The organism is Actinomadura miaoliensis, assembly GCF_039536785.1.
GTDB lineage: Bacteria > Actinomycetota > Actinomycetes > Streptosporangiales > Streptosporangiaceae > Spirillospora > Spirillospora miaoliensis.
In genome coordinates, this window is the sequence record NZ_BAAAZG010000001.1 from 380,413 (window position 1) to 391,765 (window position 11,353).

The following is an 11,353-nucleotide window of genomic DNA, read 5'->3' on the forward strand; positions in this document are numbered from 1 at the left end:
GCACGGCGTTGTCGCACCAGCGCTGGATGGCGCGAGCGCGGGCCTGCCTTCGGGTGACGGCGGACGAGCCCGGCCATCGGCGCACACCTTCCGGTGCGACCTGCGGATCTCCGCCGGTCCTCTACCGCAACACCCTCCGCTCCGACACCGCACCGGAGGTCATGGCCCATGGGCGCGGGCATCGCCCTGGTCACCCGCCTGCCCCTCTGGACCGCCGCGCTGTGGGTGGCCCAGGAGGCGGCCCGCGGACGCGTCCCGTTCGGCGGCTTCCCCTGGGCGCGGCTGGCGTTCAGCCAGACCGCCTCTTACGATCTAGCCCTCTCGGGCTCGGGGTGGCTGGGTCCGTTGGCAGGCGCCGTCACAGGGTGAATCGTCACAGCGCCTCGTCGAGAGGCTCCGACCGTCACCGCAGGCCATCAACGAACCTTTCCGATCAGATCGGCGGCAGGATCGATGATCCAGTGGTTCGACCGAAGGGTCCGGCCTGCGAAGACGACTTCCCGTTCTTCTGCGAACCTGAAGCCGAGCGAGCGGCAGATGCCGTTCGACGGGGCGTTGGTCACCGCCGGAAACGCGTGCACCAGCCCCCAGCGGTCCTCCTCGCGGGCCATTTTCAGAAGCTTGCGGACCGCGCGCTTGCCCAGGCCACGCCCCTGGAACTCTGGCAGCACCATCCAGCCGATCTCGGACAACAACGCACCGTCCCTGTCATGCGACCACAACGACACGGTTCCGGCCACCGCATCGGGCCTGTCGTCGCTGGGGACGATCATTTTGATCCAGGCGGTGCCCGAGGCCGCATCCCGGACGTCGCTCCGGACCTTCTCCTCTATCCCGTCCCGGGGGCGCGGGCCACCGAGTTCGGCCATCATGACCGGGTCGCACCGCATCCTGACGTAGGCGTCCACATCACCGAGCTCGACATCACGAAGGTGCACTCGAACCACCCGCCCATGCGGTCCATCGGCGAACCGTCACAGCATCAACGGGTCGACTCTAGTGCGCTGCCCACGAACATTCAGCGGGTCGGGCAGCACGCCTGCCGAGGTCCGTCCTGGTCGCGGGTGTTAACCCGTCGGGGCTCGGGACGAAGTCCTCGGCCAGGTCGCCGCAGGCGTCGCGAACGTAGCGCACGTTCTCCAGCGCCAGGTCGCGGTCCGACAGCCAGGGGGTGTGACGCACGAGCTGATGGCCCCGACCCAGGTGTCACCGCGTCCTGCCGACGTCTGCTGTCGGCGAGCCGGGGAAACCGAATAAGAGCTTCACCGAACGCGGCGCGTGACCGGCATGGGCGAGCGGCCTTGTACGGTTCGCGGCACACGAAGTCGGGGTCGGGACCGAAGCCGTAGGCGACGGCGATGGCTACGGCTTGTTGCAAGCCCTTCCGGGGGCCGCCGACTGCGCCCCACATGGGCATGTGCTCAACCTCCCGATCTCACCACGTCATCTGGTGGACGGCCCATCTCCCTGCCCAAATCAGCAGTGAGAGCACGCTGTTCCCGAGCAGGTCGCGCGCTGGGCTTGGCTGAACTCGGCGTCATTGCTTGAGCCGTGTGCACAGAACCCGGCCGGATCCGATGTCCTGAACTTCGTACAAGCTGCCGCCGTAGAACTGGCATGTCGAGGTGCTGGTGGTCGTACTCGTGGACAGGCGGGAGCGGACCAGGTACGGGGATCGAGAAAATGTCCTGGTCACCGTACGGTCGGCGGCAGCGGACCAGCACGGGACCTTGACCCACCGCAGATCTTTCCCGCGATGCAGGCAGTCGCCTTGTGCCGCGGACGCTAGGTCTCCGGAGAGCCCCATGTCCGTGACGGCATCGGCGAAGCCGGGCTTCTCGAGATACAACAGACCGCAGATGACGGCGGCGACACCGACCACCCACAACCACGTGTCGTCCGAGCTCTTGGCTGGCTCCTTCGCCTTGGCCTGCGATTGCGCGGGCTGGGTGCTCTTCGCCGCCGGCGGCGAGACAGTCTTGGGCTGAGGCTTTGGCTGGGGCTTGGGCTGGGGCTTCGGCTGGACCTTCGGCCGAGGCTTGGGTTGGGGTTTGGGTCGCGGCTTGGGAGCATCCGAGGGTTTGCCCGCCTTCTTTGGCTTGTCCGCCCCCTCCTTCTTCGGCTTCTGCTGACCAGGGGTCGTGACGAGCTTGGTCGGCGGCAGGTCGAGCAGTTCCAGCGCCTGGGTGGCCGTCGGCCGCCGGTCGGGGTCCTTCCGCAGCAGGCGCTCGATCAGCGGCGCGAGCCTTCCCGCCCGCCGCGGTGCGGGAACCTCCGCCATGAGGATCGCGCCGTACGTCTCGTCCGGTGTGTCCCGGTGGAACGGCGAGACGCCCTCGACGGCGTAGTACAGGGTCGACCCGAGCGAGAACAGGTCACTCGCGGTCCGCTCGTCCCGCCCGCGAATCCGCTCCGGCGCGAGATATTCGGCCGTTCCGATGAACGTTCCGGGCGCCGTGAGCCGTGTCTCGTCCTGCTGGACCGCGATCCCGAAGTCGGTGAGCAGAACCTCGCCGTCTGCGGCCAGCATGACGTTCGCAGGCTTGACGTCACGATGCACGATGCCCGCCTCATGCGCCTTCTCCAGAGCCCTCAGCACTGCTCTGGCCACCTTCTCGGCGGTCTTCGCCTTCAGCGGCCCCTGCTCGCTGACGCGTTCGTGCAGGGAGCATCCGGAGACGAGTTGCATGACCGTCCAGGGAACACCGTCCTCGATCACCACGTCGTGCACCGTGACGATGTTCGGGTGATTGCGCAGCCGAGCCGCATTCCGGGCCTCGCGCGTGGCGCGCCGCAGCATGTCCTCCCGCACAGGGCCACTGATCCCCGGATGCAGCCACACCTCCTTGACGGCCACCTCGACCTCGAGCGCCGTGTCCCACGCTCGCCAGACGCGCCCGAAACCACCCGCCGCCAGTTCGTCGGTCAACCGGTAGCGACCACCGATCACTCGCCCCGGCCTCGTCTCCTCTGCCACGAGACGATGATACAAACATCCCTGTCTATATGGCAGGGTTCCTTGAATGAACACTCAGCGTCTCATCACGATTAGCCCCCGGACGCCCACGGTCACCCGCAAGCCCCGCATGCACCAAGAACCAGACCGCACCGAAAAAGTCATCGACATCCTGGCCATCTCAATAAGCTTCATCACCCAGCACACGGAATCGGCGACAGCCAGCCTGCCGAACTTACCGTTAAAGTGAACAGACTGCCAGCTAAGCCCTTTCGCAAGGTCGCCTGCCACCGCGCCGCCGCACCCCTTCAAGCAACTTAAAACAAGACCGACCCCACCGGCGGCCAGACTCGAACGACTCAATATCTCTCACAGATCGCACAGAGTCGTGGCCGTCCAATATCTGATGGGCGAGCCGTTCCCAAGGCGCGCCCTTTTACGCGCCAGCGAAACGATGAACTGCCGGACGAATGCGTGGGTCGAGAAACTCATTGAACGGTGAGGTTGGTGACGCGGCCGGCGGGTGGAAGAGCGCCGAGTGCGGTGTGGCCGCAGTGATGGTTGTAGATGTGCAGCCACTGCATCAGCGCCGACGTCTAACCAGAGTTAATATGTGATGGCGCTTGGGTGAGTGGACAGGCCGGTGTAGCGCGCATATCCCGTGGCATGGCCAGATACCTCCAGGGCGGCGGGCTGGCCGCCGTCGGCCGTGACAAACGAGAACAGGTGCTGATGCAGGCCGCGCAGTGGGCAATGCGCGCGTCGCCGTCGAGTTGCGACTCGGGCGGCGGCAGATGGAGGAATGGCGGCGGGCCTGGCGCCAGGGCGGGGTCGAGGCGTTGCGGTCCAAGGGCCCGCGTGGGCGGCCTCGGTTCGACGAGATCGGTCAAGGGCTCAGGCCGCCCAACGGACGTCCCTGGAGCCGCCGCGGACACCGCCCCCAGGTGAGGGTGCACGGCGGCCGACACGGCGCCCGCGTCTCGGTCGCCGGGATGGTCTGCTACCGGCCCGGCCACCGGCCTCGGCTGATCTACCGGCTGCACCGCTACCACCGCGCACGGAAAGCGGCTCTGGCCCACGCTCGATGAGAAGTCACTCAGGGTGAGCCTGGAAAGGACCTGGTCGGCTCCACGGTCGTGACGTCAGATGCGTGACCGAGGCGATCTCCGTTACCTCCAGCCCATCGAGCTTGGTGATCGCGCAGCTTGGGACCCCGGACAGCAGCTCGGCAGGGACTGCGGCATCGCCCAGCAAGGTCCTGAGCAGATCCACGGTGACACCGCCGTGAACGACCATCGCAACAGGTCCACGGCACCCCTGGTGCTCCACCAGGAAGTCCGCCAGCCGCTCACCGGCCTGTCGTGACGAGTCTCCCGAAGAAGGCGTGTAATCGCGGTCGGTAACCGTCCGGTCCCACTCAACAAGGAATTCCGGCCACGGCAGCGAGCCGTCCCAGTTCATCCGCTCCCGCAGCCGCGGGTCTGTCCGAACGTTCACCCCGCACGCCGACGCGATCAACTCAGCAGTCTGCATGGCCCGCCGCAGCGGGCTCGAATAGACCGCGACCACCCCGGTGGTCCGCAACCACGCACCGGTCCGGACGCCCTGCCACCAGCCCGCCTCGGTCAGCCCGGGATCTCCCGGAAACCGGCTCCGGTCCTTCTCACCATGCTGAACGAGATAGAAGATCGTCATACACAAAGACTCCTCCGCCTGCGCAGAGCGCGCGAACAAATATCTACCGTCACCGATCCCGACCTGGTCAGCGCCATCCAGGCGACCGCGAATTCGGTGGACAGGACCGAGGCACACACCGGCATCAGCACTGGGCCCGCGAGCCCTTCGATCACGCGGCAGCTTCGGTCAGAGGCCACCCCAGGTGCGAGCAGGCCTGTGGCACGGGGTGGTCCGCGCCCCCAGTTCGTTGATCGCGATCCCGTAACGGGCCGCGCACGCAAGCAGCCGCTCGTCAACGATCTGTTTGTCGAGAACCGATCACCAACGAGCGGCCGTGGGGTCAGTTGTGCTGCATGCGCCGGCGGGCGACGGAAGCCTGCTGCCTTCATCTGTTCTGCCCTGCCCTCAAGGACCTGCGAGTCCTGGACGTTGTGGAACGCGGCGACACCGTACGGATCGCGGCGCGCACCTCGGCGACCGAGGCCTCGTGCCCAAAGTGTGGGGTGTCGTCGGCCCGGGTGCACAGCCGGTACCGGCGGAAATTGTGGGACCTGGCGGCGTGCGGAGGGCCGCTGATGATCGCACTGGAGGTACGCCGATTCTTCTGTGGTGAACCCGCATGCGAGCGAGAGATCTTCGCCGAGCAGATCGATGGACTCGCCGAGCGGCATCCCCGCCGCACCGGCGCGTTGCGCGGCCTCGATCGCGGTGGCCCTGGTTGGCCGCGCCGGTGCCCGCATGGCCGCCATGGCCGGCGTGCCGGTGGGCCGACGTGCCGGTCCACGCTGCCACGTATGCTGCGGGCGCTCCCCGATCCGCAGGTTGGGTGAGGAAGGCGGTGAACAGATGGCCGTGGCGCTCGTGGCGCACGGCCAGGCGCCGGTAGCCCAGCAGCCAGGAGATGGTGCGTTCCATGACCCAGCGGTGACGGCCAAGACGTTCACTGGACTCGATGCCGGGCCGGGCGATGCGCGGCGTGATCCCGCGCCGCCGCAGGAAGATCAAGTGCTCGGCCGAGTGGTACGCCTTGTCGGCGCGGGCCTTGAGCGCGGCCGGCGCCGGCGCGGTCCGCGACGGGAACGGATCGCAGGCACCGCCATGAACAATGGCTTGAACGCCAGGCTGTCGTGGACGTTGGCGGCGGAGACGGCGACCACCAGCGGCAGTCCGGCGGCATCGCTCAACACGTGGAGCTTGCTGCCCTTTTGGCGCGATCGACCGGATTGGGACCGGTCAGCGTGCCCCCTTTTTCGCGCGGACGGCGGCGGCGTCCACGACCGCCGACGTCCAGTCGATCTGCCCGCGCGCACCGAGTTCGTCCAGCACCGCCCGGTGCAGCCTGGGCCACAACCCGGCCTTGGTCCAGGCGGCGAACCGGCGGTGCGCGGTCGGCACGCTCACCCCGAACTCGCCGGGCAGCTGACGCCAAGCACACCCGCTGGTCAGCACGTACACAATCGCGGTGAACACCGCCCGATCATCGACCGGCGCGGTCCCACCACCTTGACGGCGTGGCGTGAACCGCGGGATCAAAGGCTCAGCCAGTTCCCACAACTCATCCGGCATCAGCCTGCGCGCGAGATCGGGGTCATGATCCCCGATCATCTCGCAGATCACCACACGGCCACATGAGACACGCTCTAACTCGGTGCCCAAGGACGCTTACGTGAACAGGCAAACGCCCGGAGATCAGGCCTTGCCGTGGTCAGAGTGTGCTCGGCTGGATTGGACCACCTGGTACCCGCCAGGTTGCTCCCTGGTGGAGCAGGCTTGGATCTGCGAGTAGAGGCCGGTCGGCCACCGGGTACGGCGAGACCAAACGAAATTGACGAACAGTTCCACGTCACATCCGTCCAGGCCGTATGGCAGGTCGATACCCGATACGTTGATCCTGATCGCGTCGAGCTCGCGTCTGAGCACCTGCGCGCTGTTGTCCTTCAGCAGAGGAGAGTCGTCTCGGGCGCGAATGAGTGCGCTGTCGAAGAGGGGACCACGGCCGGCGCTCTGGCGGGCATACATGAACGTGTCACGGGCGTTGCGCAACCCTGCGACCATCGTCGCATTGGGGTGGGCGGACGGGAGGCAGCGTGCAAGATCGGCGGCGAGAGTCAGATTGCTCGCCAAGGCGTCGACGCGACCGGGAACGCGGGTCAGGTTGCGGCGGAGGGCGATGTCACGGGCGAGATCGCGGGCCAGGGCACGGAGGCCGACGAGGGCGACGGCCAGGTTGCTGGTGATGACACGCCGCCGGTTCACGCGGGCGACTTCCCTGGCGGCGGCTTCTGTGAAACCGGTGCCGGCAAGGCCGCCGGCGCCAACGGCGGGGGACGGCAAATGAGCCTGGTCAAGACTCAGGCGGAGGAACACTTCAAGGTCGCGTTCACTGAACATCGTCTCTTGGGCGGCATCGACCTTTGGACCATGCGCCGGCTGGGCCGCATGCCGAGAATGACGGTCATCGTCCACGGGTCAACCATAAACAAGTACAGCCAGGGAGGCCGCCCACCGGCCTTCGATGCCGAGAACTGCCAGACAGGTCGTCCTGACCAGGATTAATTGGTCAGGCCGGGTGGGGTGACGTCAGGGTCAGGCCGGTGGCGTGCAGGCAGCCGTTGATCACGTTGGGGTGGTGCTGGATCACCTTGAGCCGGTGCTTGACCATGCCGGCGAGATGGTGCAAATCGGTGGCCAGGAAGTTGGCCATGGAGCGTTTGAGCAGGGACCACGCGCCTTCGGCGGGGTTGAGTTCGGGGGCGTAGGCCGGTGTCCTGGCCGCGGTCCGTCCAGACCAGGCGGCACCGGCCGACCATGAAGCGCTCGTCCGACGACTCCGCAGGGGCCGAGGTTCCGGCCGTCTCGGCGCTCATGCCGACGTACGGCCAGGCGGCGTTCCTGCCGCGTATTCCGGAGAGGCCTGGCGGGATGTTCCCGAACGCTATGGCTTCTGGCGATCGCTGCACACCCGCTTTCGCCGCTGGGCCGCCGACGGGACGTTCACGCCGATGCTGCAAGCCGCCCAGGCCCGCGCCGACGCTGCCGAGGACATCGACTGGCTGGTGTCGGTGGACTCCGAGATCGTGCGCGCCCACCAGCACGCCGCCGGCGCCCGAAAAGGCGACGGCGGGCGCTCGGCCGCTCGGCGGGCGGGCTGACCAGCACACTCCACCTGGCCTGCGACGGGCGGCGGCCGGGCTGCTGGCGCAGACGACGCCGGACTGCGAGCTGCTCATCGTCGACGGCGGGTCGCCCGATGACAACGCCGAGGTGGTCAAGCAATTCGTCGGCGACCCGCGTGTGCACGGCCGCTCGGAGGCCCCGACCCCTGCCCCGCTGCACGCGCTCGGCCCGTCACCGGTGATTACTGGTGACGTCCTCGGAGAGCGTGCAGCGGGTTGGGCCGCGTGTCAGCCGAGGGTGGCGGTGTCGATGACGAACCGGTAGCGGACGTCGGAGGCCAGGACACGTTCGTAGGCCTCGTTGATCCGGTCCGCTGAGATCAGTTCGATGTCGGCGCCGATGTGGTGCTGTGCGCAGAAGTCCAGCATCTCCTGCGTCTCGGCGATGCCTCCGATCATCGACCCGGCGTAGGAGCGTCGGGCACCGATGAGGGAGAACACGTCGAGGCTCAGCGGCTCGGCGGGGGCGCCGACATTGACCAAGGTGCCGTCGACCGCGAGCAGGCCGAGGTAGGCGTCGACGTCGACACGGGCGCTGACCGTGTTGACGATCAGGTCGAACCGGCCGCTGAGCCGGCTGAACGTGTCGGGGTCGCTGGTGGCGTAGTAGTGGTCGGCCCCGAGCCGCAGGCCGTCCTCCTGCTTCTTCAGCGACTGCGACAGCACGGTGACCTCGGCGCCCAGGGCGTGGGCGATCTTGACGGCCATGTGCCCCAGTCCGCCGAGACCGACGACGGCGACCTTCTTGCCAGGGCCGGCGCCCCAGCGACGCAGCGGCGAGTAGGTGGTGATACCGGCGCACAGCAGTGGCGCCGCGGCCGCCAGGTCCATGCCCTCGGGCACCGAAACGACGAAGTCGGCGTCGACGACGACGTGCGTGGAGTAGCCGCCCTGCGTGATGGTGCCGTCCCGGTCGACACCTCCGTAGGTGGGCACCATCCCGTTGAGGCAGTACTGCTCGTCGCCGTTGCGGCAGTTGGTGCACTCACCGCAGGAGTTGACCATGCAGCCGACTCCGACGCGGTCCCCTACCCGGTGCCGGGTGACGGCGGCGCCGACCTCGCTGACGATGCCGACGATCTCGTGACCGGGGACCAACGGATAGGGCTGCGATCCCCAGTCACCGTTGACGGTGTGAATGTCGGAGTGGCAGATGCCCGCGTACTTGATCTCGATGAGCACGTCGTTGGGACCGACGTCCCGCCGTTCGATGATCGTGGGGGCCAACGGCTCGGCGGCGGCCGGCGCGGCATAGGCGTGAACTCGCATAGTGGTTTGCTCCTCTGGTCGGGGGCCCACTCCCCCAGCGCGCACGGAGCCGGGCGAGGTGAGCCACTCCCCATCGAAAGCGCTGACCAGGCGAGGGAGAAGGCACTGGTGAAAGGTGTACTGACAGGGCACCCCTGCCGGAGCGGGGCCGTCCAGCGTGGGGAGGAGGGATCACAGCAGCCGAATCCGGGAGTCCCTGACGCCGCGTCAGGCCAGGATCAGCCCGCAGCAGACCCGGCTGCATTCCTACGACACCTCTGTACTACTCCACCGGAACGCGGCGATCTGCCCGGAGCCTCCGACAGCGTCCTGAACACCCTGACCCGCGACTCAATGACGAACAACGCACCCGCTTGGAAGACCTGCCCGCACCGCCGCGGCTCCCACGTCGTCGACGGCGTCGATCAGGTAGGTGGGGAGCGCATGCCAGACGTGCGGTGGTGCGTCCGATTGCACCACGTCGGTCGCCGCGTGGGTGATGGCCGCTTACCGCGGAGGAGTACATCGCCCGCCCGGCCCAGCAGGGCGGATCTGCACGAACACCGCGTTGAGGTTCATCGCGCGCGCGTTGTCCTGCAGCCGCCAGAGCGACCTGACGAAGCTCGCACCCGACAGCCCCGCGCGCCGCAACCCCCTCGCCGGTGTACGGCGGGTCGGTGATGGCCAGGTCGGCGTGGCCGGCGGCCGACGGCGGCAGGCCGAGACGCAGGTCGGCCCAGCGGGTCCGCACGTTGAGGCCGAGGTCGGCGGCGCTATTGGTCGGGGGAGCGTCCATGCAGGGGGCGCCTTCGGGCGGCGGCGGCGCAAGGGACTTTCGTCCTGGAATCTCCGGCTTGATCGCCCCCGAGAAAGGGCCGGACGGACGGCCTCAGCCTGCCTTGCGGCGGCGATGCTGGATTCCGCTCGGCGGGTGATCGTTCGTACCCGCCTCGGCGGAAGCTGATCGACGACCTGCCCGGATGGTGCGAGGCGATGGTGCTGACACATGGATGAGCTGCGGAGTGCGCACGGCCGCCGCGAGGCGGCCGGACCGGTGCGGAGAGGGCCCGCGGGTCGTCCGGCGGTGATGCTGGCGATGGCCACCGCGGGGTTCGCGTTGAACTTCTGGGCATGGGCGTTGCTGAGCCCGTTGGCGCCCCGTTTGAAGGAGTCGCTGGACCTGACGGCGTTCCAGCAGGCACTGCTGGTGGCCGTGCCGGTGCTGGTGGGCTCGCTCGGGCGGATTCCGGTGGGGGCGCTGACCGACCGGTTCGGCGGGAGGGTGATGTTCCCGCTGGTGTCGGCGGCCACCATCGTCCCGGTGCTGTATCTGGGGTGGGGCGGGGAGTCGTCGTTGACGGCGCTGCTGGTCGGCGGGTTCTTCCTGGGCATCGGCGGCACCGCGTTCGCCGTCGGGGTGCCGTTCGTCAGCGCCTGGTTCCCGCCGGAGCGCCGGGGCCTAGCGATCGGCGTGTTCGGCATGGGCATGGGCGGCACCGCCATCAGCGCCCTGACCACGGTCAGGTTGGTGGACGCCGCGGGGACGAGCACCCCGTACCTGGTGACCGCCGTGCTGCTGGCGGTGTACGCCGCGGCGGCGATGGCGGTGCTGCGGGAGGCCCCCGGGCGCACGGTGCCGGCGGAGACGCTGGGGCGGCGGCTGGCGGCGACCGCGCGGCTGGGGGTCACCTGGCAGGCCTCGGCCCTGTACGCGGTGGCGTTCGGCGGGTATGTGGCGTTCTCCGTGTATCTGCCGACCTACCTCAAGACCGGCTACGGGCTGACGCAGGCGGACGCGGCGAACCGCATGGCCGGGTTCGTCGTCCTGGCGGTCGTGATGCGGCCCGTCGGGGGCTGGTTGTCGGACCGGCTGGGACCGGCGCGCGTACTGGCCGCGGCGCTGGCGGTGGTCACCGCGGGCGCGGCCGTGCAGGCGTTCACGCCTTCGCTGATGCCGCTGGGAACGATCGCGTTCCTGTCCATGGCCGCGGCGCTGGGTGCGGGAAGCGGCGCCACCTTCGCCCTGGTGACGCTGCTGGCGCCGGCGAACCGGGTCGGCGCGGTCACCGGCGTCGTCGGAGCCGCCGGCGGCCTGGGCGGTTTCGTGCCCCCGCTGGTCATGGGGGCCGTCTACGGCAGCAGCGGCTCCTACGCGTTGGGCCTGGCGCTGCTGTCGGTGGTCGCCGCCGTGGCCGCGGCCTTCACGATCGTCGCCGTTCAGCGGACGGTGCGCGGCCGTGACGTCGCCGGCGGACGTGTGGCGCGAGCCGCTTGACCTACTGACCGAGATGACATC

Annotated in this window: 11 protein-coding genes and 3 pseudogenes; 6 read left to right on the plus strand and 8 right to left on the minus strand. The window is 68.6% G+C overall.

Annotated features, from left to right (window positions below):
- Nucleotides 1-165 precede the first annotated feature (165 nt).
- Nucleotides 166-366: pseudogene (locus ABD811_RS01815) on the plus strand (apolipoprotein N-acyltransferase); the annotation flags it as partial.
- A gap of 50 nt (nt 367-416) precedes the next feature.
- Here ABD811_RS01815 and ABD811_RS01820 read toward each other — a convergent pair.
- From ABD811_RS01820 to ABD811_RS01830, 3 genes are all read right to left on the minus strand, one after another.
- Complete coding sequence (locus tag ABD811_RS01820) at nt 417-938, minus strand: GNAT family N-acetyltransferase (protein ID WP_344939686.1); 522 nt, start codon at nt 936-938, stop codon at nt 417-419.
- Nucleotides 939-996: 58 nt separating this feature from the next.
- Nucleotides 997-1,182 (minus strand): lysine 5,6-aminomutase subunit alpha TIM-barrel domain-containing protein, encoded by a 186-nt coding sequence (locus ABD811_RS01825; RefSeq protein WP_344939687.1) that lies wholly within the window; start codon nt 1,180-1,182, stop codon nt 997-999.
- Between the two features lie 355 nt (nt 1,183-1,537).
- Entirely contained in the window at nt 1,538-2,977 is a 1,440-nt protein-coding gene (locus ABD811_RS01830) for a serine/threonine-protein kinase (RefSeq protein WP_344939689.1), read from the minus strand.
- 46 nt (nt 2,978-3,023) lie between these two features.
- Between ABD811_RS01830 and ABD811_RS01835 the strand changes: the two genes are divergently transcribed.
- Nucleotides 3,024-3,206, plus strand: coding sequence for a hypothetical protein (locus tag ABD811_RS01835; protein ID WP_344939690.1), 183 nt, complete (start codon nt 3,024-3,026; stop codon nt 3,204-3,206).
- Between the two features lie 842 nt (nt 3,207-4,048).
- Here ABD811_RS01835 and ABD811_RS01840 read toward each other — a convergent pair.
- Entirely contained in the window at nt 4,049-4,651 is a 603-nt protein-coding gene (locus ABD811_RS01840) for a histidine phosphatase family protein (protein WP_344939692.1), read from the minus strand.
- A 335-nt stretch (nt 4,652-4,986) separates the two neighbouring features.
- Between ABD811_RS01840 and ABD811_RS43845 the strand changes: the two genes are divergently transcribed.
- Nucleotides 4,987-5,463, plus strand: a complete 477-nt coding sequence (locus ABD811_RS43845; protein WP_425549360.1) for a transposase family protein — start codon at nt 4,987-4,989, stop codon at nt 5,461-5,463.
- A gap of 1 nt (nt 5,464) precedes the next feature.
- Here ABD811_RS43845 and ABD811_RS01845 read toward each other — a convergent pair.
- From ABD811_RS01845 to ABD811_RS01855, 3 genes and pseudogenes are all read right to left on the minus strand, one after another.
- Nucleotides 5,465-6,238: pseudogene (locus ABD811_RS01845) on the minus strand (IS5 family transposase); the annotation flags it as partial.
- 84 nt (nt 6,239-6,322) lie between these two features.
- Nucleotides 6,323-7,099: a hypothetical protein gene (locus ABD811_RS01850; protein WP_344939693.1), complete on the minus strand. Its 777-nt coding sequence runs from the start codon at nt 7,097-7,099 to the stop codon at nt 6,323-6,325.
- Nucleotides 7,100-7,193: 94 nt separating this feature from the next.
- Entirely contained in the window at nt 7,194-7,337 is a 144-nt protein-coding gene (locus ABD811_RS01855; RefSeq protein ID WP_344939695.1) for a hypothetical protein, read from the minus strand.
- Between the two features lie 199 nt (nt 7,338-7,536).
- On the opposite strand from ABD811_RS01855, the pseudogene ABD811_RS01860 reads away from it, so the two are divergent.
- Together ABD811_RS01860 and ABD811_RS43850 are read left to right on the plus strand one after the other, a co-directional pair.
- Nucleotides 7,537-7,814: pseudogene (locus ABD811_RS01860) on the plus strand (transposase); the annotation flags it as partial.
- Nucleotides 7,815-7,855: 41 nt separating this feature from the next.
- A complete protein-coding gene (locus ABD811_RS43850) occupies nt 7,856-8,074 on the plus strand; it encodes a hypothetical protein (protein ID WP_425549361.1) in 219 nt (72 codons plus the stop codon).
- On the opposite strand, the gene ABD811_RS01865 is transcribed toward ABD811_RS43850, so the two are convergent.
- Nucleotides 8,038-9,078, minus strand: coding sequence for an NAD(P)-dependent alcohol dehydrogenase (locus ABD811_RS01865; RefSeq protein ID WP_344939696.1), 1,041 nt, complete (start codon nt 9,076-9,078; stop codon nt 8,038-8,040). The two genes, ABD811_RS43850 and ABD811_RS01865, sit on opposite strands and share 37 nt — an antisense overlap.
- A gap of 985 nt (nt 9,079-10,063) precedes the next feature.
- Between ABD811_RS01865 and ABD811_RS01870 the strand changes: the two genes are divergently transcribed.
- Complete coding sequence (locus tag ABD811_RS01870; protein WP_344939698.1) at nt 10,064-11,332, plus strand: MFS transporter; 1,269 nt, start codon at nt 10,064-10,066, stop codon at nt 11,330-11,332.
- Nucleotides 11,333-11,353: the final 21 nt, after the last annotated feature.

What these genes read in the sequence shown, in the direction of transcription:
- ABD811_RS01835 (WP_344939690.1), top strand. Translation starts at nt 3,024, where the DNA reads ATGAACACTCAGCGTCTCATCACGATTAGCCCCCGGACGCCCACGGTC.
- ABD811_RS01840 (WP_344939692.1), bottom strand. Translation starts at nt 4,651, where the DNA reads ATGACGATCTTCTATCTCGTTCAGCATGGTGAGAAGGACCGGAGCCGG.
- ABD811_RS43845 (WP_425549360.1), top strand. Translation starts at nt 4,987, where the DNA reads ATGCGCCGGCGGGCGACGGAAGCCTGCTGCCTTCATCTGTTCTGCCCT.
- ABD811_RS01855 (WP_344939695.1), bottom strand. Translation starts at nt 7,337, where the DNA reads ATGGCCAACTTCCTGGCCACCGATTTGCACCATCTCGCCGGCATGGTC.
- ABD811_RS01865 (WP_344939696.1), bottom strand. Translation starts at nt 9,078, where the DNA reads ATGCGAGTTCACGCCTATGCCGCGCCGGCCGCCGCCGAGCCGTTGGCC.
- ABD811_RS01870 (WP_344939698.1), top strand. Translation starts at nt 10,064, where the DNA reads ATGGATGAGCTGCGGAGTGCGCACGGCCGCCGCGAGGCGGCCGGACCG.